Raw genomic sequence first — 20216 nt, forward strand, 5'->3', positions numbered from 1 at the left:
CCCCATACAATCGGCGGCCTGCAAAAGCGAGCCGCCTTTTCGCTTTTCAAACTATCTATCTTTTGAGGAACCCCAGATGAGCGCCATCGTTGACATCATCGGCCGCGAAGTGATTGACAGCCGCGGTAACCCCACCGTCGAATGCGACGTCCTGCTGGAAAGCGGCGTCATGGGCCGTGCGGCCGTGCCGTCGGGCGCCTCCACCGGTTCGCGCGAAGCGATCGAGCTGCGTGATGGTGACAAGAGCCGCTACCTGGGCAAGGGCGTGCTGAAGGCCGTTGAGCACATCAACACCGAAATCGCCGAAGCCGTGCTGGGCCTGGACGCTTCCGAGCAAGCTTTCCTGGACAAGACCCTGATCGACCTCGACGGCACCGAAAACAAGGGTCGCCTGGGCGCCAACGCCATGCTGGCCGTATCGATGGCCGTGGCCCGTGCCGCCGCTGAAGAAGCTGGCCTGCCCCTGTACCGCTACTTCGGTGGCATGGGCGCCGTGCAACTGCCCGTGCCGATGATGAACGTCATCAACGGTGGCGCGCACGCCAACAACAACCTCGACCTGCAGGAATTCATGATCCTGCCGGTGGGTGCCCCCACGTTCCGTGAAGCCCTGCGTTACGGCGCCGAAGTCTTCCACGCCCTCAAGAAGATCCTGCACGACAAGCACATCAGCACCGCTGTGGGCGACGAAGGCGGTTTCGCTCCTTCCGTGGCCAGCCACGAAGAAGCCATCCAGCTGATCCTGCAAGCCATCGAAGCCGCTGGCTACACCGCTGGCGAACAGATCGCCCTGGGCCTGGACTGCGCTGCTTCCGAGTTCTACAAGGACGGCAAGTACCACCTGGAAGGCGAGGGCCTGACCCTGACCGCCGAACAGTGGACCGACATGCTGGCCACCTGGGTCGACAAGTACCCCATCATCTCGATCGAAGACGCCATGGCCGAAGGCGACTGGGATGGCTGGAAGCACCTGACCGAGCGTCTTGGCAAGAAGGTCCAGCTGGTGGGTGACGACCTGTTCGTGACCAACACCAAGATCCTGAAGGAAGGCATCGAGAAGGACATCGCCAACTCGATCCTCATCAAGATCAACCAGATCGGCACCCTGACCGAAACGTTTGCCGCCATCGAAATGGCCAAGCGCGCCGGCTACACCGCCGTGATCTCGCACCGCTCGGGCGAAACCGAAGACAACACGATCTCCGACATCGCCGTGGGCCTGAACGCCGGCCAGATCAAGACCGGTTCGATGAGCCGCTCCGACCGCATGAGCAAGTACAACCAGCTGCTGCGCATCGAAGAAGATCTGGGCGACGTGGCCGTGTATCCGGGCCGCAGCGCCTTCTACAACCTGCGCTGATCTTTTCAGCGGCAGGCGATGCCCTCTCATTGGGGCATCCTCGACACACGGGGCCTTCGGGCCCCGTTTTTCATGGGCGCTCCATGGATAATGGTGGGATGCGTGTCGCGACCCTGATCTTGCTGGCCCTGTTGGCCGTGGTGCATGCCGAACTGTGGTTCGGCAAGGGCAGCGTGCCGCGCGTCATGACGCTGCGCACCGAGCTGGAAGCGCAGCAAAAAGCCAACGCGACGGCCCAGGCGCGCAACCAGCAGTTGGCCGCCGAGGTGCGTGACCTGCAGGAGGGCCTGGAAATGGTCGAAGAAAAGGCCCGCACCGAGCTGGGCATGGTCAAGCCCGACGAAATCTACGTCCAGATGACCAGCCAGTTGCCCCAGATTTCGCCGGCACCGGTCGCCTCCCAACCCTGATGCTCACCTCCGAGATCCTCAGCGGGTGGCTGGCCTGGGCGCAGCCTTTGCTGGCACCATGGTGGACGGCCTGGGGCGTGCCGGTCAGCTACCTCGAAGCCCTGGCTTTCGTGCTTTCGCTGTGGATGGTCGCCTGCAACCTGCGCGTCAATCCCTTGGGCTGGCCCCTGGCGATTGCCAGTTCGCTGCTGTACGGCATCTTGTTCGCGCGTTACGGTCTCTATGGTGAAGCCGGACTGCAGTTGGTGTTCGTGGGCATGTCCTTGTGGGGATGGTGGCAGTGGCTGCGTGGCGTCGATGCGCAGCAGCAGGCGCTCATCGTTCGTGTCTTGAGCCCGCGGGGGCGTGGCCTCAGCTTGTTGGCATTGCTGGCGTTGTGGCCGGTGCTGGGCTGGCTGCTCGACCACATCACCGACTCCACCGTGCCCTACTGGGACGCCTTGCCAACCGCCGGCAGCCTGATCGGGCAGTGGCTGCTGGGGCGCAAATGGGTGGACAACTGGCCGTGCTGGCTGGCCGTCAACGTCGTCAGCATGGGGCTGTTTGCGTACAAGGAACTGTGGCTGACCGTCATCCTGTATGGCATCTTTGCTGTGCTGTCGGCCATAGGCTGGCGTCAATGGCTCAGCCTGGCCGCACAGGGCAAGGCCCGCGCATGAGCAGCCATGTGATTGCCCTGGTGGGCGCCGAGAGCACCGGCAAGACCACGCTAGCGCGCGAGCTGGCCCGCGTGCTGGCCGGGCGAGGGGTTGATGCTGTGATGGTGCCCGAAGCCTTGCGCGACTTCTGCATTCAGCACGACCGGACGCCCTTGCAGCACGAACAGATCGCCATTGCCGCCGAGCAGACTCGCCGCATCCATGAGGCGGCGCAGGGGCACAGTGTCGTGCTGGCCGATACGACGGCGCTGATGACCGCCATCTACAGCGAGTTCATCTTTGACGATCGCAGCTTGTACGAGATGGCGCTGCGCGACCATGCGCAAACCGACCTGACCTTGCTGACTTCCCTGGATCTGGCCTGGACGGCAGACGGCCTGCAGCGCGACGGCCCGCATGTGCGCGAGCCGGTGGATCAGCTCATCCGCCAGGCCTTGCAGCATCACCAACTGCCCTACAACGTGGTGGCAGGGCGGGGCGTGTCCCGGGTGCAGCATGCGCTGTCGGCCATCGAGCACCTGATGGATGCGCCCCAACGCCAGTTGCGCGCCGCCAGCAGCCCCCGTTGGCGCTGGTACTGTGATCACTGTGACGACGGAGAGTGTGAGCAGCACGGGCTGGGTGATGGCCGAAGCTGAGGCCACCGGTCAGGTCTCGTCGGCCAGCCCGCTGCAGGTGCTGTGGCGGGACGAGCGCCTGGTGGCCGTGCACAAGCCGGCGGGTTGGCTGGTGCACCGCACCTGGCTGGATGCCCACGAAACCCGCTTTGTGATGCAGACCCTGCGGGACCAGTTAGGTCGCCATGTCTACCCGGTGCACCGACTGGACAAGGGGACCTCGGGGGTGTTGCTCATGGCGCTGGACCCGGACGCGGCGCGTGCCACGACGGCCCTGTTCGAAACCCGCCAGACCACCAAGGACTATGTGGCCCTGGTGCGAGGCTGGCCAGCGCCCGAGGTGAGGGTGGACCATGCTCTCAAGCCCGACGATGCCCCGGCAGACGCCTTGCCCCAAGATGCGGTGACGCAGTTTCAGCGCCTGGCCACCTTGCAGTTGGACGTGCCCGTGGACCGCTACCCGACCACCCGCGTGGCCCTCGTGCAGGCGCAGCCGGAAACCGGGCGGCGCCATCAGATTCGCCGCCACCTCAAGCATCTGGCCCATCCGATCATCGGGGATGCCACCCACGGCAAAGGCTCCCACAACCGCTGGTGGGCCGAGCAACTGGGGCAGCAACGCTTGTGGTTGCACGCCAGCCGCCTGGCTTTCGTGCACCCGTTCTCAGGTCAGCGTGTGGATATCGGGTCGGACTGGCGCGATCCGTCGCTCAATGCCGACTGGTGTCGATTGCAGCAAGCCTGGCTCTGGCAATGGGATGCGCCGGCCTCGCATGTCACCGACGCGTCCTGAGCGCTCACTGCAGTCGCGAAGAGCCCGACGGTGTGGCAACGCCCTCGGTGAACACCTCACCGGCGTCGATCGGGTCAAAGTGGTAGTGTTCGCCACAGAAGTCGCAGCCAATCTCGACCTGACCTTGCTCTGCGATGATGGACTCGACCTCTTCCTGGCCCAGGCTGCGCAGCATGTTGGCCACGCGCTCACGCGAGCAGGTGCAGGCAAAGCGCGGGCCTGTCGCGCCCTGGTGGGGCTCGAAACGGCGGACGTCCTCTTCCCAGAACAGACGACGCAAGATCGTATCGGCGTCCAGTGTCAGCAGCTCTTCCTGCTTGAGCGTGGCAGCCAGGTGGGCGATGCGGTTGAAGGCGTCGTCCAGTTCCAGATCTTCGGCGCCACGTGAGCCTTGGGCCAGATTGGCTTCGCCTTCGACCGGCAGGCGCTGAATCAGCAGTCCGGCCGCCACTTCATCGTTGGCTGCCAGCACCAGTTTGGCGTCCAGTTGCTCGGACTGGCGCATGTAGTGCTCCAGCACCTCGCTGAGGCTGTGCAAAGGGTGATTGCGCTCGTCGTTGAGCGGCACCACGCCCTGGTACGGGGTCTGGCCTGGCAGGCGGTCTTTCGGGTCGAGCGTGATCGCGCAACGCCCATGACCGTTCACATTGACCATCACCTCCAGGGGCAGGCGACCAGTGTCGGTGGCCGGCAACTCGCCGACCAGCTTGGCGGTGGTGCGAAAGGCCAAGTCGGGCTGCACCTCGGTGACAGCCAGTTTGACGGGGCCTTCGCCAAAAATCTGCATCACCACCGCACCGTTGAACTTGATGTTGGATTGCAGCAGCACACCGGCCGCGCTCATCTCGCCCAGCAGGCGGCGCAGCGGTGCTTCGAACGGCCCGGCGGTTTCGCGCCGACGCAGCAACTCTTGCCACCCGTCGGTCAGGCGTACCAGCATGCCGCGCACCGGCAGGCCTTCGAACAGAAACTTGTGCAATTCACTCATGAAAACTCATTCTTTCGGTGCGTCGATTCGCACCATGTCGGTCCGATATTGGGCCGATTTGCTCACATACAAGGCCGTGCCCATCTGCATGCGCGTGATGTCGGCTTCGCTCAGGGGGCGCACGGCCTTGGCAGGTGAGCCCATGATCAGCATGCCGTCTTCGAACACCTTGCCTTCGGTCACCAGGGCGCCAGCGGCCACCAGGCAGTTCCTGCCGATGACCGCGCCGTTGAGCACCACGGCCTGGATGCCGATCAACGAGCCATCGCCGATGGTGCAGCCATGCAGCATGGCTTGATGGCCCACGGTCACGTTGGCGCCAATGGTGAGCGGAAAGCCGAAATCGGTGTGCAGCACGGAGGACTCCTGCACATTGGAGTTCGTGCCCACCACGATGGGCTCGTTGTCACCGCGCAGCGTCACATGCGACCACACGCTGGTGCCTTCGGCCAGGAACACCTCACCGATCACATCCGCCGATTCGGCCACGTAGGCGCTGGGGTGAATCTGCGGTGCCTTGTCCTTGATCCGATAAATGGCCATCTTGATTCCGGGCGCCCAGGCCCGCCCGTCGGCAGTGGAAAATCTGAATTTTAAGAGGCTTGGCGTTTTTTGTGCTGCCTGCGGCCTTTTGCCGGACGCTGGCCGGCAACTCAAGGGGCCGGCGCGCAGGCTGGCCCCACGGCTGACCGACCCGAAGCGTTTGTGTCATAGTGACAACGGCTTGCCACCCATTGACCCATTTTTGCCAAGATGCTGTTCCTGCTGTCCCCGGCCAAGAGCCTCGATTACGACACCCCGGCCACCACGAAGCGCCACACCTTGCCGCAGTTCATCGATGAGTCTGCCGCGTTGATCGAGGTGCTGCAACCTTATACCCCCGCTCAGATCGCATCTTTGATGGACCTGAGCGACGCACTGGCCTCACTGAACGTGGCGCGCTATGGCGCCTGGAGCCCCACCTTCTCCGCCGACAACAGCAAGCAGGCGGTGCTGGCTTTCAATGGCGACGTGTACGAAGGCCTGGACGCGAGCAGCCTCTCGCAGACGGACCTGGACTGGGCTCAGACCCATGTGGGCATCCTCAGTGGCCTGTACGGCATCCTGCGTCCGCTGGACTGGATGCAGCCCTACCGCCTGGAGATGGGCACCAAGTTGCCCAACCCGCGTGGCAAAGACCTGTACGCCTGGTGGGGCGACACGCTGGCGGAGCACCTGAACCGGCAGCTGGCTGAGCAGGGCGACAACGTGATCGTCAACCTCGCCTCCCAGGAGTATTTCAAGTCGGTCAAGCGCAAGGCGCTCAAGGCCCGTGTCGTCGAATGCGTGTTCGAAGACTGGAAGGGCGGCAAGTGGAAGATCATCAGCTTTCACGCCAAGCGCGCCCGCGGCCTGATGGCCCGCTACGCGATCACGCACCGCGCCAAGACGCCCGCAGACCTGCTTGGATTCGATCTGGAAGGCTATGCCTACGACGCTGCGGTGTCCGAGCCTGATCGGCTGGTGTTCCGCCGTCGGCTAGAGGCGTAAAGAGCCAGGATGAGGCAAGGGCGGCTTGCCGCTCTTCACCCCAAAAGCAAATCGGCCCCGAGGGGCCGATTTTTCATGCAGTGGGCGCGCTGTGCGCCCCAGGTTCAGCGGCTGCGCGGACGCGAGGGGCCGCCAGAACGGCCACCGGCACCACCACCGTTGCCGCCACCGCCACTGCGCTGGCCAGAACCCTGGCCCCCACCTTGGCCGCCACGGCCTGCCGAGCGCTGGCCACCGCCGCCACCCGGACGGCCCGAGCCCCCCGAACGACCACCGCCGCCACCCGAACGGGCGCCGGGCGCGCCGCCAATGGTGCGACGACCCAACAGGATCGGCTCGGGACGCTCATTGGGGTCCGGCTCGAAGCCTGGCACCACTTCACGTGGGATGCTGCGCTTGATCAGCTTCTCGATGTCGGCCAGAAAGCTGTTCTCGTCCACGCAAACCAGGGAGACGGCTTCGCCCTCGGCGCCGGCACGACCCGTGCGGCCAATGCGGTGCACATAGTCTTCGGGCACATTGGGCAGCTCGTAGTTCACCACGTGGGGCAACTGGTCGATGTCGATACCGCGGGCTGCGATGTCGGTGGCCACCAGCACCTGCAGGTCACCAGACTTGAACTCGCTCAGCGCACGTGTGCGGGCGCTCTGGCTCTTGTTGCCGTGGATGGCCATGGCGGTGATGCCTTGCTTTTCCAGGAACTCGACCAGGCGGTTGGCGCCATGCTTCATGCGCGTGAACACCAGCACCTGGTGCCAGTTGTTCTCCTTGATCAGGTGCGCAAGCAGGTCCTTCTTCTTCTCGCGGCCGACCGGATGCACCTTCTGCGCGATGGTTTCGGCTGTGGTGTTGCGGCGGGCCACTTCGATCACCTTGGGCGAGTTCAACAGACGTTCGGCCAGGGCCTTGATGTCGTCAGAGAAGGTCGCCGAGAACAGCAGGCTCTGCTTTTTGGCCGGCAAGATCGCCAGCACCTTCTTGATGTCGTGCACGAAGCCCATGTCCAGCATGCGGTCGGCTTCGTCCAGCACGAAGAACTCGACCTTGCTCAGGTCCAGGTTGCCTTGCTGGTGGTGGTCCAGCAGACGGCCGGGCGTGGCCACCAGCACATCGATGCCGCTGCGCAGGCCCGACAGCTGCGGGCCCATGCCCACGCCACCGAACATCACCATGGACTTGATGGGCAGGTACTTGCCGTAGACGCGCACGCTTTCTTCGACCTGGGCGGCCAGTTCACGCGTGGGGGTGAGGATGAGCGCACGGATGGCGCGCTTGCCCTGGGTGGCCGGAGCCGGCGTGGTGCTCAGCTTGTGCAGCAGGGGCAGGGTGAAACCGGCGGTCTTGCCCGTGCCGGTCTGGGCGCCAGCCAGCAGGTCGCCGCCAGCGATAACCGCGGGGATGGCCTGGGCCTGAATGGGGGTGGGGGTGGTGTAACCGGTTTCAGCAACGGCTTTCAACAGAGGCTCGCTGAGCCCCAGACTTTCAAACGACATGAGATCTTTGCCCTTAAAAGGGTAACAAGGCGACTGCACTCGCGTGGTCCGGGCCAGGACGCGGCGAGTCAACCAATTGGCGATGCGGGGGTGGAATGAGTCAAACGCCGCGGTGCGGGGACAGAACCACCGCAAGCCGGCAGATGCAGGTTGGAGCCAGCGCGATGCATGGCAGAACACGAGCGGAACGGGTGGAGGGAGTGGCCCTGTTGTCCGTCGTTTCCAGACCTGGCCTTCATGATACCCCGTGAGGCCGAACTTTGGGGTCGGGAGCACCTAGAATCTGCGCATGAATTCAATGGTTCTCGCCCGCAAATACCGTCCCAAAGGCTTTGACAGCATGGTTGGCCAGGGGCACGTGGTCCAGGCCCTGGGCAACGCGCTCACCCAGCAGCGCCTGCACCATGCCTACCTGTTCACCGGGACGCGGGGCGTGGGCAAGACCACGGTGTCGCGCATTCTGGCCAAGTCGCTCAACTGCGTTGGGCCGGACGGGCAGGGAACCATCACGGCCTCCCCCTGTGGGCAGTGCCAGCCGTGCCGCGACATCGACGCCGGTCGTTTCGTCGACTACGTTGAACTCGATGCCGCCTCCAACCGCGGCGTGGACGAGATCTCGCAGCTGCTGGAGCAGGCGGTCTACAAGCCGGTACTGGGGCGCTTCAAGGTCTACATGATCGACGAAGTGCACATGCTCTCGACCACGGCTTTCAATGCCATGCTGAAGACGCTGGAGGAGCCGCCGGACTACCTGAAGTTCGTGCTGGCGACCACCGATCCGCAAAAGGTGCCCGTCACGGTGCTGTCGCGCTGTCTGCAGTTCAACCTGCGCCCGATGGCCGTGCAGACCATGCAGGAGCACCTGGCCCATGTGCTCGACATCGAGCAGATCGGCTTCGATGCGGGCTCCTTGCGCCTGCTGGCACGTGCCGCACGTGGCTCCATGCGTGATGCGATGTCGCTGACCGATCAGGCCATTGCCTTTGGCAGCGGCAAGCTGGAAGAGGGCGCCGTGCGGCAGATGCTGGGCGCGGTCGATCGCCAGCATGTGCAACGCATCATCGAAGCCGTTGCCGCCGGAGACGGCGCAGGCCTGGTGGCCGCCGTGGACACCTTGCGTGAACTGGGCCTGTCGGCCGCCGGCACGCTGGAAGAGCTGGCCACCGCCCTGCAGCGCATGGCCGTGTGCCAGGCCGTGCCGCAGGCGCTCGCCTCGGATGACCCGGATGAGGCCACCTGGCACCGGCTGGCCCCCTTGCTGGCCCCCGATGAGACCCAGCTGTTCTACAGCCTGTGCCTGCAGGGCCGTGCCGAGCTGGCTCTGGCGCCGGACGAGTACAACGGTTTGTTGATGCTGCTGTTGCGTCTGCTGGCTTTCAAGCCCGGGCACAGCTTCGGTACAGCGGGGAGCCCACCGTCCCCAAAAGCTGAGGGCTCGGTGGCGCGCACGGCGCCAACCGAGCCAGCCACGCAGTCCCTGGCGCAGCCAGTCTCGGCCAGCGCTTCGCCGGCCAGCACGGTCGCAGCTTCTCCCGCCAGCGTGACATCTCAGGCGCCCGTGTCTCGGCCGGCGCCTGCCGCAGTTGCGCCCGCGTCGTCTCCTCCGGCATCGCCTGCACCGCGCGAGGCAGCTTCGACTGCGGCGCCGGAGATGCCCGCCGCCACAGTGCCCGCCGCCACAGTGCCCACGCCGCAGTCCGCGCCGGCTGAGCCACGCACTGCGGCCCCGGCACCGGCCACCGCACCGGCGCCAAGGCCTGTGGAACCGGCTGGCGCCAGCCAAGGCGTGGCGCCTTGGGACGAGCTGCCGCCCGAGGCCGACCCCTCGCTGTCTGACGCCGACGCACCCTCGCTGGCCGAGCGTGAGGACGACTTCACCCCGCCGCCCGATTTCGACCGACCTGAGCTGCCCGCGGCACGAGAAGCCCCCTCTCGCCCTGCGGCTCCGACGCGGCCCACCGCCACGGTGCCTTCCTTGAACCTGCCGCCGCCGGGCACAGATCCGCTGTCGGACCGCTGGGCCGAGATCGTGGGGCAACTGCAAACCCGTGGGCTGATCGCCGCCCTGGTGCGCGAGCTGGCCATCCAGGCCCAGTGCATCGCCCACGAGGAGGGAGGCACGCACAGCCTGTGGCGCTTGCGCGTCGAGCGCGAAAGCCTGCGCAGCGACAACCTGCGCGACCGTCTGGCTCAAGCCCTGTCCGAACTGCTGGGGCACGAGGCCAAGCTGGAGCTCGAGCGTGGCGCAGCCTTCAACACCCCGGCCCAACGCGACCAGGTGGCACGCGAACTGCGCCAACAGCGGGCAGAACAGCTGATCAGCGGCGACCCGCTGGTCCAGCAACTCATGAAGCAATACCCTGGCGCCCGACTGGTGCCAGGCTCCATTCACCCCCTGGCGGATGAGACCGGTGCCTGATCCGGTCACAATCACGCTTTGCACACGAAAGGATGAGCCATGCTCAAAGGACAACTCGCAGGCTTGATGAAACAAGCCCAGCAAATGCAGGACAACCTCAAGAAGGCGCAGGAAGAACTGGCCAACGTCGAGGTGGAAGGCCAATCGGGCGCCGGCCTGGTGAAGGTCGTCATGACCTGCAAGAACGACGTCAAGCGCGTGACCATCGACCCCAGCCTGCTGGCCGATGACAAGGACATGCTGGAAGACCTCGTGGCCGCCGCGTTCAACGATGCTGTGCGCCGTGCAGAAGCCACCAGCGCCGAGAAGATGGGCAAGCTGACCGCCGGCATGCCCATGCCTCCCGGCATGAAGTTCCCCTTCTGATCGGCTGCGCGTCATGGCGGACCCCGCGCTCGACGCGCTGATCGACGCGCTGCGCTGCCTGCCCGGCGTGGGCCAGAAGTCGGCTCAGCGCATGGCCTTTCACCTGCTGCAGCACGACCGCCCGGGTGCCGTGAAGCTCGCGAGGGCGCTGGATACGGCCGTCTCCGAGATCGGGCACTGCCGGCGTTGCCACACCTTCAGCCGTGCCGAGGTGTGCGATGTCTGCCTGGACAGCACCCGTGACCCGCACCTGCTGTGCGTGGTCGAAACACCGGCCGACCAGGCGGCGCTGGAGCGCACGGGCAGCTACAAAGGTCAGTACTTTGTGCTGCTGGGGCGCCTGAGCCCGCTCGACGGCCTGGGCGCGCGCGACATCGGGCTGTCGGCCCTGATCGAGCGCGCCACCGATGGGCAGGTGCGCGAGGTGATCCTCGCCACCAACTTCAATGCCGAAGGCGAGGCCACGGCCCACGTGCTGGGTGAACAACTCAAGGCACGAGGACTGAAGGTCACGCGCCTGGCCCGGGGCGTGCCCGTGGGCAGCGAACTGGAGTACGTCGATCTGGGCACCATTGCCCATGCCTTCATGGACCGACGCTGAACGTTTTTAGACAGGCCGACTCAGGCCACGGAGACAAGCATGAGCATTGCAAATTGGTGTGTGTTGGCAGCCTGCCTGCTGCCGGTGGTCACGGTGGGTGCCGCCAAGGCCAGCGTGGGCATGAAATCGCCCCGCAAAGGCGGCTATGACAACCACAACCCGCGCCAATGGGAAGCAGGCCTGACGGGCTGGCAACAGCGGGCCAACGCGGCCCAGGCCAATGGCTTCGAGGCGCTGCCGCTGTTCATCGCGGCGGTGCTGATGGCCCAGCAGGCGCAAGCTGATCAGGGCGTGATCGACCAGTGGGCACTGGCGTTCATCGGCATCCGCCTGGCCTACATCGCAAGCTATCTGATGGACAAGGCCGCCTTGCGCAGCCTGATCTGGATGGCAGGCGTGGCCGTGTGCATCTACATCATGTCGCTGGCAGGCTGAGCGAGCGACTGCGTGGCGGGCTGAGCACCAGGCTCAGCCCCAGCAAGCGACACAGTGTCAGCGTGCGCTGGCCACGCGGACCTTGGCATTGCGACTCGAGGCCCCTGCGCGAGCCTTCGCATTGCCCTTCTTGGCCACTGCGACCACGGTCTTGCCCTTGCGGCCCTTGACCTTGCTCTCCAGCTTGGCCTCGCGGGTCACACGCCCCTTCTTGGCAGAGGCCAGCGAGCGTGAGGCCTGCGCCTTGCCCTTGTTGGGCACGTAGACCACGATCTGCTCGCCACGCTTGAAGCGGGCGGAAGCGCCCACATTGTTCCACGACGCCACCTGCGCCACGCTCACGCCATAGCGTTTGGCCACCGTGCGCACGGTGTCGCGCTTGCCCGCCTTCAGCGTCATGCGGCGCAGGGGCGGCACGTCGGGGGCCAGGGCCATCATGGCGTTGTCGGCCAGGGCCTCGGACACATCGCGCTCACGTTGCTCGGAGCGATGCACCAGCAGGGTCGAGCCGGCCTTGACCAGCATCTTGGGCGGAATGCGGTTCACCTCGCGCAGGGTGGACTCCGGCATGCCCAATTGCTTGGCCACATCAGCCGGTCGCATGGTCTTGGGCACCTGCCAGGCCGTCCAGGTGGCCAGCGGCCCCTTGTGCTTGGTCAGGTTGCGGACGAACAAGTGGGCGTTGTCGTAAGGCAGCAGCACCTGCGGGGTGCCGGCGGCCAGGATCACGGGCTTGTTCTGTGAAGGGTTCAGGGCCTTGAACTCGTCCACCGGCAGCGCTGCCAGGCGGGCTGCCAGGGCCACGTCCATGTCACGCTGGATGGGCACGCTGACGAAGTAGGGGTGGTTCTCGATCGGTGTCAGCGCGAGGTTGTAGGCTTCCGGCTGGGCGACGATGTTGCGCACGGCGTGCAGCTTGGGCACGTAGTGGCGGGTCTCCGCCGGCATATTCAGGCTGGCGTAGTCGGTGGGCAGACCCTGGCTCAGGTTGCGCTTGATGGCACGCTGCACATTGCCTTCGCCCCAGTTGTAGGCCGCCAGGGCCAGGTGCCAGTCGCCGAACATGCGGTGCAGGCGCTGCAGGTAGTCCAGCGCCGCACGGGTGGACGCCAGCACGTCGCGACGCTCATCGCGGAAGATGTTCTGCGTGAGGTCGAAGTGCTTGCCGGTGGCCGGCATGAACTGCCAGATGCCCGAGGCCCGGGCCGACGACGTGGCCTGCGGGTTGAAGGCGCTTTCGATGAAGGGCAGCAGGGCCAGCTCGGCAGGCATGCCACGACGCTCGATCTCTTCGACCACATGGTAGAGGTAGCGGTTGGCGCGCGACGTCATGCGCTGCACATACTCGGGGCGGCTGGCGTAATAGCGTTCGTGCTGTCCCACCAGTTCGTCTTCAAGCGGCGGCAGCTGAAAGCCCTGGCGCACACGCGCCCACAGGTCCTTGGACGCATCGCTGTCGTCGAGGTTCAGGGTCGCATCCGGGCGCAAGGGGTCCGTCGGGCTGCCCGCGGCCATGCGGGCTTCACGGTTGTTGGCTGCGGCACGCTCCTCGTCCTCAGCCGCGAGGATGGCTGCCGGCCCAAGGTCCACACGCAGACCCGAGCTGGGGTCTTCACGGATCTCGCGGCGCGCGATGGACTTGGTGACGGCGGAGGGACGCCCAGGCTGGCTTTTCAGCAGGCGGTCCATGTCGGTGCCTGCGGTGTTGGCGGGAGGCGTCACGGTGCCACAAGCGGACAACAGCAGGGTGAACAGGGCTGCAGCACCGAGGAGCAGTGGGCGAGGCAAGCTGGGGCGATGGGTCGTGTTCAAAACGTGTTCTTCCAGAGGCGAAGCGCCGCAAAGACCGACGCAGGGGCGGTGTCAGCAGCATCGTGCGCACGGGCAGCCGACTGCACGGCCGCTTCGGTACAGCGCAAAAATGGGTTGATGGCCAACTCGGTGGCCAGCGTGGTGGGCAAAGTCGGCAGGCCGGCGGCGCGCAGCGCTTCACAGTGCGCCACATGCTGCGCCAGAGCGGCATTGCCAGGCTCGACGGCCTGCGCAAAGCGCAGGTTGCTCAAGGTGTACTCGTGGGCCGCGCACAGTCGGGTGCTGACAGGCCATTGGGCGATCCGGTTCAGGCTGCGGTGCATCTGGTCCATCGTGCCCTCAAACACGCGTCCGCAGCCGCCGCTGAACAGGGTGTCGCCGACGAAAGCCAGCGGCGCGGCGTCGGTTGCGCCCAAGCCATCGGGGGCGAAATAGGCGATGTGGCCTCGCGTGTGGCCAGCGACGTCATGAACGACAAAACGCAGGCCCTGCCAAATCACGATATCGCCATCTGCCACTGGCTGAGTCACACCGCCAATGGCCTCGGCCGCCGGCCCATAGACCGGCAGATCATCTCTTTGCAAGGCTGCGAGACCGCCGACGTGATCACCATGGTGATGGGTCACTAGAATGGCGGTCAGCTTGAGCCCGTATCGCTTGAGTGCGTCGCTCACCGGCGCAGCATCCCCTGGATCAACCACCATGGCTTCAGCGCCGTTGTGGATCATCCAGATGTAGTTGTCAGCAAAGGCGGGTAGGGCGAGTAGATTCATGAGCAAAGTCAGTCCCATTATAGAGTTGCATCCCTGGCTGGCCCTGCCATCCGGGCAGGCTTTACTTGACTGGGAACAGGCGCAAATGGACCGCCTGGTGGCCGACGTGTTTGGCTTTCATGCTCTGCAATTGGGGCTGCCTGAACTGGACGGGCTGCGCTGTAACCGCATGCCGCACAAATGGCTGGCGCTCGACAGCCGTTACGCCACCTGGCAGCCGCCGGCCGACCGGGCCCCCTTGATCCACGAGCCACTGGTGCTGCCCGAAGGGCTGATGCACGGTGCTCCGCTGGGGGTGCGTTGCGAGTTCGAGGCCCTGCCGGTGGCCAGCAGCAGCCTGGACCTGGTGGTGCTGCCCCACGCCCTGGAGATGGCCCACGACCCGCATGCCACCTTGCGTGAGGTGGAGCGCGTGCTGGTGCCCGATGGGCGGGTGGTGATCGCGGGCTTCAATCCGGCCAGTCTGTGGGGCGTGTCCCAACGCCTTGGGCTGTGGGGGATTGATTCGGCACTGGTCTTGCCGCAGGGCGAGTTCATCGCCTACTGGCGGCTGCGCGACTGGTTGCGCCTGCTCGGCCTGGAGGTGGAGGCCGGGGGTTTTGGGTGCTACCGCCCGATGAGCCACCATGCACGCTCCTGGGAGCGCCTGCGCTGGATGGAGCATGCCGGTGACCGCTGGTGGCCGGTGCTGGGCGCGGTCTACTTTGTGGTGGCGGTGAAGCGGGCGCGGGGGATGCGCCTGGTGGGCAAAGTGAAAATGAACCGGGCCGCCCCTGCGGCGGCCCCGGCGGTTGTGGCACAACGTCACCAGCGTGGCGGCCACGTTCAACAGGATGTGAATGGATGAGTGATTCGGCAATGCCAACCGTGGTGATGTACACCGACGGTGCGTGCAAAGGCAACCCCGGCAGGGGTGGGTGGGGCGTGTGGATGGTCAGCGGCCCGCACGAGCGCGAGATGTGGGGCGGCGAGATGCAAACCACGAACAACCGCATGGAGCTGACCGCGGTGATCGAGGCACTGAAGGTGCTCAAACGCCGCTGCAAGGTGGTGATCTACACCGACAGCGAGTACGTGCGCAAAGGCATCACCGAGTGGATCGGAGGCTGGAAGCGCCGAGGCTGGAAAACGGCTGACAACAAGCCCGTCAAGAACGACGACCTGTGGCGCACACTGGAAACCATGGCCGCCCAGCATGAAGTGGATTGGCGCTGGGTGCGCGGCCATGCGGGCGACCCGGGCAACGAACGGGCCGATGGCCTGGCCAATCGCGGTGCGGCCGAAGCCCGCTGAAGCTGGAAGGGGCCCATCAAGGGCCCCTTGTGTTTTTAGACCCGCAGATCCTCAGAGGATGAGGACCATGGTCAGCTTGTCGAAATAGCGCACCTGACCGGGGCCGTCCACCAGCTTGATCGCGTGCGGGACCACGCCGCAGCCCTGAAAACCGGCTCGCTCGTACAGGCGGATGGCCGACTCGCTGGACGCCGTGACCCTCAGAACGATCTGCTCGAGTCCGATGGCCTGACGGGCCTGCGCAATGGCGGACTCCACCAGGCGGATGCCGATGCCTTTGCCGGTGTGCCGGGGATGGACCATCATGCTGTTGAGCTCGGCGCTGTGACGCAGCTTTTGTTGCGACTGGCGCTCCAGGCCGATCATGCCGACCAGCTCCTTGCCAACCCAGGCCCCCATGAGGAAGCTGCCACCGAGCGTTTCGCCCAGACCCAGTCGCCCCAAATAGCTCTCTGGAGGGCGTGCACGCTCGCTCTCGAGGTCCGCATCGAAGGCATCCGGATAGAGGCGCAGCGCTTCGTCACGCAGGTTCTTGTAGGCACTCAAGTCAGCCGCAGCGATCCGCGCAATGCGCACGGATGTGTCAGTCTCGACCATTCAGTGTCTCCAGGCTGTTGATGTTGTCAAATCCACTTGCATCCGGGAAGGATACGCTCGTCCAGTTCAGCGCCTGGATACAAACCCTTAGTTTACGTTCATCTTGCGCGAACATGGCTTCGAGCTTCGCGGAAACACTCCGGCGCAACAACACGCAGACCCAATGGTGGCGCGCCTGGCCATCCGGATCGGTCGTCACAGGGACCACAGCCTCGGCCCCGCTGCGCTCCCCTTCTGTGAGCAAGCGGGTCACCAGGTCAGGGGGCAGGCGAGGGGTGTCGCAGGGTGTCACCATGAGCCAGGGCGTGGCGGCGTACCTCAGGGCGGTGACGATGCCGGCCACGGGGCCGCTGGCAGGAGGAAGGTCAGGCGCGTCGGGCATGACAGCAGGCACCCCGCGGGGCAAACTGGCATGCGCCTGGTGCAGTAACGTGGCGTAGTCGGGCCGGTTGCGGTTGGCAATGGCGAACTGCTCACCGGTTTGCGCCACCAGTCGGTCGAGCACCCAGGCGGCCAGCGGGCGATCTGCGTAGGGAACCAGGCCTTTGTCGCGTCCGCCCATGCGTCGCCCCTCGCCACCCGCAAGCAGGCAGCCCGTGACCTGTGGCAGGGAGGGGAAGGTCATGGGGCGTTCATGGAGAGCTCAGAGACCGAGCCCGAGGGGCGGGCGTCAGCGTTCGCCCGTGGCGGTGGTCTGCACGGCAGCACCGTTGATGGCCGGGGCGCGACGTGCACCGTCAAAACGCTTTTGCCAGTAGCCGACGCGGATGTCTTCGACGCGCACCGAGGCGCCAGTGCGTGGCGAATGGATGAACTTGTTGTCACCGATGTAGATGCCAACGTGCGAGAAGGTGCGACGCAGGGTGTTGAAGAACACCAGGTCACCCGGCTTGAGTTCGCTTTGCGCGACCGGAACGAGGTCGGGGGAGTTGGCCTGTTCGGCCGAGCGGCGGGGCAGCACAAGGCCCACGCTGTTTTCGAACACATGGCGGGTGAAGCCGCTGCAGTCAAATCCGGTTTCGCGACTGGTGCCACCCAACTTGTAGGGCACGCCCAGGAAGTCCATGGCGGAGGTCACCAGGCTGGAAGCCATGTCCGAGGCTTTCGAGCGCACCTGCTGCGCCATCTCGACCACAGGCTTGGTCGACGGCATCAGACCTTTCTCGGCCAGGAAGCGGCTCACGGGGTCCTCGGCATCGACCGAAGCGGCAGGGAGCGGGCTGGGACCGCTTTGAACGTTCTGCGCCCGAACAGGGCCCCATAGCCCGACGCTCAAGACGCCAATGGCCAGCAGGGTGCGTACGGTGCCTGAAGAGGCTGCGCGTGCGTGGTTCCGGCAAGCTTGATCGCTCAACTGCATTGGATGCGACCTGGGTGTCGGTCGAGAGAAAACATGGGGACGAATGTAATGCGGCCTGACGGATGCGTCAAGCCGATGGCATACGGAGAAACCTGGGCTTTTCGTCCTGTGCCATGGCCAGTATGTGAATTTATCGGCAAATCTGCATGCATTGCACCATGCGAACCTTGGCCTGAGTCAGGCGCAGGCGCACCGTCTTGATGTGTCGCAATTCTGCAGGGGCTTTCTTTCGCATATGCTGAAGCCAGCACGCCGCTGGATCACATGACAAGGAGACACACATGTCGGCATCCCAGAGTGACAACAAGTTGGTGGTCGCGCCGGAGTCGGGCCTGAATGAAACGCTGGTGCGCGGCTTTCAGTCGCGTCTGCAGGCGGCCCTCAAGGATCTCTCCGCTGAAGACCACGACCTGCGCCAGAAACTGGCCAGCGACGAGGTCGCAACCGAGCACGCGGTCGTCGATGGCGCCGAAAGTGCCTTGAGCGTGGAGAGCAATCTGGAGGTGATCACGCAGATCCAGCATGAGCGCCAGGAAATGGGCGACATTCTGGCGGCGCTGGACCGGATCACGGCAGGGGAGTACGGCCTGTGCACCGAATGCGGCGCTCCCATCGGGGAGGCGCGCTTGAGCGTCGTGCCCGAAGCCAGCCACTGCATTGACTGCCAGGAAGCAGCTGAACGCCACCCGGGTCACTGACGGGCGGGCCTGATCTGAGGCTTTCGCTTCAGGCGCCCAGTTGCTCGATCTCTTCGGTGAGTTCAAGCCACCGTGACTCGAGCGCCTCCACTTCTTCAGCCAGGGATTTGAGGCGCTTGCCTTGCTCGGCGCGATCGGCGGCGGACAGGCCCGGGCTGGCCAGGGACTCGGTCAAGGCGGCCTGCTCGGCGTGGGCCTTGGACAGGCGTTCATCGACCTTCTTGAGTTCGGCCTTGAGTGGCTTGGCTTGTTCGGCCAGCTTCTGACGCGCCTGCGCCTGGGCCTTGCGGTCTTCTCGGCTCGAGATCGGGGCCACTTCGGGCTGACTCTGGGCCGTGGCGCCGCGGGCCGGCACGGCGCGCTCGGCATCACGGGCGGCCTTGGCCGCTTGCGCCACCTCACGCGCCTGGTCTTGCAGCCAGCGCTGATAGTCGTCCAGATCTCCGTCGAAGGTGCTGAGTTCGCCCTTGGCGACCAGCCAGAACTCGTCGCACACCTCGCGCAGCAGCGCCCGGTCGTGGCTGACCAGCATCACCGTGCCTTCGAACTCGTTGAGCGCCATCGAGAGCGCCTCGCGGGTGGTGAGGTCGAGGTGGTTGGTCGGTTCGTCGAGCAGCAGCAGGTTGGGGCGTTGCCAAACGACCAGGGCCAGCACCAGGCGGGCTTTTTCCCCGCCGCTGAACTGGCCGACCGCCTGGTTGACCATGTCGCCGGTGAACTGGAAGCGGCCGAGGAAGTCGCGCAGCTCCTGCTCGCGGGCCTGCGGGCCCACATCCCGCGCCAGCCGGATCATGTGCTGCAGCGGGCCTTCGTCGGGGCGCAGCACGTCCAGCTCTTGCTGTGCGAAGTAGCCAATGCTCAGCCCCTTGCCTTCGGTGATCTCGCCGCTGATCGGGCGGTTCATGTGGGCCAGGGTCTTGACGACCGTGGACTTGCCTTGCCCGTTGGCGCCCAGGATGCCAATGCGCTGCCCCGGCAAGACCGAGCGGTTGATGCCCGAGACGATGGTCAGGGTCTCATCGTTGGCCAGGTGGTAGCCGCAGGCGAGGTCCTTCAAGGCCATCATCGGGTTGGGCAGGCAATCCGGCTCGGGGAAGGAAAACTGGAAGTCACTGGCCGTGAGCACAGGGGCGATCTTCTCCATGCGCTCCAGCGCCTTGACGCGGCTTTGCGCTTGCTTGGCCTTGCTGGCTTTGGCTTTGAAGCGCGCGATGAACTTGGAGAGGTGCGCGATCTTGTCTTGCTGTTTGGCGAAGGCGGCCTGTTGCTGGCTCAGACGCTCGGCGCGCATGGCCTCGAAAGCGGAGTAGCCACCGGTGTAGCGGGTGAGCTTGCCGTCTTCGAGATGCAGGGTGACCTTGGTGATGGCATCCAGAAACTCGCGGTCGTGGCTGATGACAACCAGGGTGCCTTCGTAGCGCTGCAGCCAGCTTTCCAGCCAGACCAAGGCATCCAGGTCCAAGTGGTTGGTCGGTTCGTCGAGCAGCAGCAGCTTGGCCGGGCACATCAGTGCGCGCGCCAGTTGCAGACGCATCCGCCAGCCGCCAGAAAAGCTGTTGACCGGCGCCTGCGTTTGCTCCAGCTTGAAGCCCAGGCCCAGCAACAACGCTTGCGCACGGGCCTGCGCATCAAACTGACCGGCTTCGGCCAGGGCCATGTGGGCTTCGGCCATCGCGTGGCCATCGTCGGCAGCTTCGGCGTCGATCAGGTCCTGGCGGGCCTTCATCAGGCGGCCGTCGCCTTGCAGCACGAACTCGGTGGCCGGCTCATCGGTTTCCGGCATGTTCTGCGCCACTTCGGCCATGCCGCCGGGCTGCAGCCACGAGGGGGGAATCTCGACGTCGCCGGCATCGGGAGCCAGACGGCCTGCCAGCAGCGAGAACAGGGACGATTTGCCGGCGCCGTTGCGGCCAATCAAGCCTACCTTTTCACCGGGATGGAGGGTGGCACTGGCCTGCTCCAGCACAGGCTTGACGCCTCGCAACAAGGAGACGTTTTTGAGAACAATCATG

At 65.3% G+C, this 20216-nt stretch carries 22 protein-coding genes; 13 read left to right on the top strand and 9 right to left on the bottom strand.

All coding sequences use genetic code 11. The features are described from left to right. Positions 1-76: 76 nt before the first annotated feature. The 5 genes from eno (at position 77) to RBT42_RS00160 (ending at position 3839) form a co-directional block, all read left to right on the top strand. On the top strand, positions 77-1360 hold the full coding sequence (gene eno / locus RBT42_RS00140; protein WP_320361494.1) for a phosphopyruvate hydratase: 1284 nt from the start codon (positions 77-79) through the stop codon (positions 1358-1360). A 98-nt stretch (positions 1361-1458) separates the two neighbouring features. Beyond that, complete coding sequence (gene ftsB, locus RBT42_RS00145) at positions 1459-1770, top strand: cell division protein FtsB (protein ID WP_320361496.1); 312 nt, start codon at positions 1459-1461, stop codon at positions 1768-1770. Then, positions 1770-2429 (top strand): nicotinamide riboside transporter PnuC, encoded by a 660-nt coding sequence (gene pnuC, locus RBT42_RS00150; RefSeq protein WP_320361499.1) that lies wholly within the window; start codon positions 1770-1772, stop codon positions 2427-2429. Before ftsB ends, pnuC begins: the two co-directional genes overlap by 1 nt. Next, positions 2426-3067 carry an ATP-binding protein gene (locus RBT42_RS00155; RefSeq protein WP_320361500.1) on the top strand — a complete coding sequence of 214 codons (642 nt, stop codon included), beginning with the start codon at positions 2426-2428 and terminating at the stop codon, positions 3065-3067. The genes pnuC and RBT42_RS00155 overlap by 4 nt, the downstream gene beginning before the upstream one ends. Then, positions 3054-3839 carry a pseudouridine synthase gene (locus RBT42_RS00160; protein WP_320361879.1) on the top strand — a complete coding sequence of 262 codons (786 nt, stop codon included), beginning with the start codon at positions 3054-3056 and terminating at the stop codon, positions 3837-3839. The genes RBT42_RS00155 and RBT42_RS00160 overlap by 14 nt, the downstream gene beginning before the upstream one ends. A 4-nt stretch (positions 3840-3843) precedes the next feature. On the opposite strand, the gene RBT42_RS00165 is transcribed toward RBT42_RS00160, so the two are convergent. Further along, positions 3844-4827: an Hsp33 family molecular chaperone HslO gene (locus RBT42_RS00165; protein ID WP_320361502.1), complete on the bottom strand. Its 984-nt coding sequence runs from the start codon at positions 4825-4827 to the stop codon at positions 3844-3846. Between the two features lie 6 nt (positions 4828-4833). Beyond that, positions 4834-5370, bottom strand: a complete 537-nt coding sequence (locus RBT42_RS00170; RefSeq protein WP_320361504.1) for a gamma carbonic anhydrase family protein — start codon at positions 5368-5370, stop codon at positions 4834-4836. A 210-nt stretch (positions 5371-5580) separates the two neighbouring features. On the opposite strand from RBT42_RS00170, the gene yaaA reads away from it, so the two are divergent. Continuing rightward, complete coding sequence (gene yaaA / locus RBT42_RS00175) at positions 5581-6357, top strand: peroxide stress protein YaaA (RefSeq protein ID WP_320361506.1); 777 nt, start codon at positions 5581-5583, stop codon at positions 6355-6357. Positions 6358-6461: 104 nt separating this feature from the next. On the opposite strand, the gene RBT42_RS00180 is transcribed toward yaaA, so the two are convergent. Next, a complete protein-coding gene (locus RBT42_RS00180; protein WP_320361508.1) occupies positions 6462-7850 on the bottom strand; it encodes a DEAD/DEAH box helicase in 1389 nt (462 codons plus the stop codon). A 289-nt stretch (positions 7851-8139) separates the two neighbouring features. On the opposite strand from RBT42_RS00180, the gene dnaX reads away from it, so the two are divergent. Genes dnaX through RBT42_RS00200 form a run of 4 tightly spaced genes read left to right on the top strand, consistent with a single transcriptional unit; the run spans position 8140 to position 11671 of the window. Next, a complete protein-coding gene (dnaX, locus tag RBT42_RS00185; RefSeq protein WP_320361510.1) occupies positions 8140-10269 on the top strand; it encodes a DNA polymerase III subunit gamma/tau in 2130 nt (709 codons plus the stop codon). Between the two features lie 39 nt (positions 10270-10308). Then, entirely contained in the window at positions 10309-10635 is a 327-nt protein-coding gene (locus RBT42_RS00190; protein ID WP_320361512.1) for a YbaB/EbfC family nucleoid-associated protein, read from the top strand. Between the two features lie 13 nt (positions 10636-10648). Then, positions 10649-11236, top strand: a complete 588-nt coding sequence (gene recR / locus RBT42_RS00195) for a recombination mediator RecR (protein ID WP_320361513.1) — start codon at positions 10649-10651, stop codon at positions 11234-11236. A 39-nt stretch (positions 11237-11275) separates the two neighbouring features. Further along, positions 11276-11671, top strand: a complete 396-nt coding sequence (locus tag RBT42_RS00200) for an MAPEG family protein (RefSeq protein ID WP_300158596.1) — start codon at positions 11276-11278, stop codon at positions 11669-11671. Positions 11672-11728: 57 nt separating this feature from the next. Here RBT42_RS00200 and RBT42_RS00205 read toward each other — a convergent pair whose 3' ends face one another. Both RBT42_RS00205 and gloB read right to left on the bottom strand, forming a co-directional pair. Then, positions 11729-13483, bottom strand: a complete 1755-nt coding sequence (locus RBT42_RS00205; RefSeq protein ID WP_320361516.1) for a transglycosylase SLT domain-containing protein — start codon at positions 13481-13483, stop codon at positions 11729-11731. Then, a complete protein-coding gene (gene gloB / locus RBT42_RS00210) occupies positions 13480-14256 on the bottom strand; it encodes a hydroxyacylglutathione hydrolase (RefSeq protein ID WP_320361518.1) in 777 nt (258 codons plus the stop codon). Before gloB ends, RBT42_RS00205 begins: the two co-directional genes overlap by 4 nt. On the opposite strand from gloB, the gene RBT42_RS00215 reads away from it, so the two are divergent. Beyond that, entirely contained in the window at positions 14255-15103 is an 849-nt protein-coding gene (locus tag RBT42_RS00215; protein ID WP_320361520.1) for a class I SAM-dependent methyltransferase, read from the top strand. The genes gloB and RBT42_RS00215 overlap by 2 nt on opposite strands. A gap of 11 nt (positions 15104-15114) precedes the next feature. Continuing rightward, positions 15115-15549: a ribonuclease HI gene (rnhA, locus tag RBT42_RS00220; protein WP_320361880.1), complete on the top strand. Its 435-nt coding sequence runs from the start codon at positions 15115-15117 to the stop codon at positions 15547-15549. Between the two features lie 51 nt (positions 15550-15600). Here the strand turns inward: rnhA and RBT42_RS00225 are convergent, their stop codons facing one another. Genes RBT42_RS00225 through RBT42_RS00235 form a run of 3 tightly spaced genes read right to left on the bottom strand, consistent with a single transcriptional unit; the run spans position 15601 to position 17329 of the window. Beyond that, positions 15601-16146: a GNAT family N-acetyltransferase gene (locus RBT42_RS00225; protein WP_320361523.1), complete on the bottom strand. Its 546-nt coding sequence runs from the start codon at positions 16144-16146 to the stop codon at positions 15601-15603. Beyond that, a complete protein-coding gene (locus RBT42_RS00230) occupies positions 16133-16771 on the bottom strand; it encodes a molybdenum cofactor guanylyltransferase (protein ID WP_320361525.1) in 639 nt (212 codons plus the stop codon). Before RBT42_RS00230 ends, RBT42_RS00225 begins: the two co-directional genes overlap by 14 nt. Before the next feature lie 45 nt (positions 16772-16816). After that, entirely contained in the window at positions 16817-17329 is a 513-nt protein-coding gene (locus RBT42_RS00235) for a C40 family peptidase (protein ID WP_413785821.1), read from the bottom strand. Positions 17330-17787: 458 nt separating this feature from the next. Between RBT42_RS00235 and RBT42_RS00240 the strand changes: the two genes are divergently transcribed. Continuing rightward, positions 17788-18204 carry a TraR/DksA family transcriptional regulator gene (locus RBT42_RS00240; RefSeq protein WP_320361529.1) on the top strand — a complete coding sequence of 139 codons (417 nt, stop codon included), beginning with the start codon at positions 17788-17790 and terminating at the stop codon, positions 18202-18204. Between the two features lie 28 nt (positions 18205-18232). On the opposite strand, the gene RBT42_RS00245 is transcribed toward RBT42_RS00240, so the two are convergent. Then, positions 18233-20215: an ABC-F family ATP-binding cassette domain-containing protein gene (locus RBT42_RS00245; protein ID WP_320361530.1), complete on the bottom strand. Its 1983-nt coding sequence runs from the start codon at positions 20213-20215 to the stop codon at positions 18233-18235. Position 20216 lies beyond the last annotated feature (1 nt).

The organism is Aquabacterium sp. (genome assembly GCF_034003525.1).
GTDB lineage: Bacteria > Pseudomonadota > Gammaproteobacteria > Burkholderiales > Burkholderiaceae_C > Aquabacterium.

Coding starts and splice junctions, on each gene's coding strand:
- eno (WP_320361494.1), top strand. CDS start 77: ATGAGCGCCATCGTTGACATCATCGGCCGCGAAGTGATTGACAGCCGC.
- ftsB (WP_320361496.1), top strand. CDS start 1,459: ATGCGTGTCGCGACCCTGATCTTGCTGGCCCTGTTGGCCGTGGTGCAT.
- pnuC (WP_320361499.1), top strand. CDS start 1,770: ATGCTCACCTCCGAGATCCTCAGCGGGTGGCTGGCCTGGGCGCAGCCT.
- RBT42_RS00155 (WP_320361500.1), top strand. CDS start 2,426: ATGAGCAGCCATGTGATTGCCCTGGTGGGCGCCGAGAGCACCGGCAAG.
- RBT42_RS00160 (WP_320361879.1), top strand. CDS start 3,054: ATGGCCGAAGCTGAGGCCACCGGTCAGGTCTCGTCGGCCAGCCCGCTG.
- RBT42_RS00165 (WP_320361502.1), bottom strand. CDS start 4,827: ATGAGTGAATTGCACAAGTTTCTGTTCGAAGGCCTGCCGGTGCGCGGC.
- RBT42_RS00170 (WP_320361504.1), bottom strand. CDS start 5,370: ATGGCCATTTATCGGATCAAGGACAAGGCACCGCAGATTCACCCCAGC.
- yaaA (WP_320361506.1), top strand. CDS start 5,581: ATGCTGTTCCTGCTGTCCCCGGCCAAGAGCCTCGATTACGACACCCCG.
- RBT42_RS00180 (WP_320361508.1), bottom strand. CDS start 7,850: ATGTCGTTTGAAAGTCTGGGGCTCAGCGAGCCTCTGTTGAAAGCCGTT.
- dnaX (WP_320361510.1), top strand. CDS start 8,140: ATGAATTCAATGGTTCTCGCCCGCAAATACCGTCCCAAAGGCTTTGAC.
- RBT42_RS00190 (WP_320361512.1), top strand. CDS start 10,309: ATGCTCAAAGGACAACTCGCAGGCTTGATGAAACAAGCCCAGCAAATG.
- recR (WP_320361513.1), top strand. CDS start 10,649: ATGGCGGACCCCGCGCTCGACGCGCTGATCGACGCGCTGCGCTGCCTG.
- RBT42_RS00200 (WP_300158596.1), top strand. CDS start 11,276: ATGAGCATTGCAAATTGGTGTGTGTTGGCAGCCTGCCTGCTGCCGGTG.
- RBT42_RS00215 (WP_320361520.1), top strand. CDS start 14,255: ATGAGCAAAGTCAGTCCCATTATAGAGTTGCATCCCTGGCTGGCCCTG.
- gloB (WP_320361518.1), bottom strand. CDS start 14,256: ATGAATCTACTCGCCCTACCCGCCTTTGCTGACAACTACATCTGGATG.
- rnhA (WP_320361880.1), top strand. CDS start 15,115: ATGCCAACCGTGGTGATGTACACCGACGGTGCGTGCAAAGGCAACCCC.
- RBT42_RS00225 (WP_320361523.1), bottom strand. CDS start 16,146: ATGGTCGAGACTGACACATCCGTGCGCATTGCGCGGATCGCTGCGGCT.
- RBT42_RS00230 (WP_320361525.1), bottom strand. CDS start 16,771: ATGACCTTCCCCTCCCTGCCACAGGTCACGGGCTGCCTGCTTGCGGGT.
- RBT42_RS00240 (WP_320361529.1), top strand. CDS start 17,788: ATGTCGGCATCCCAGAGTGACAACAAGTTGGTGGTCGCGCCGGAGTCG.
- RBT42_RS00245 (WP_320361530.1), bottom strand. CDS start 20,215: ATGATTGTTCTCAAAAACGTCTCCTTGTTGCGAGGCGTCAAGCCTGTG.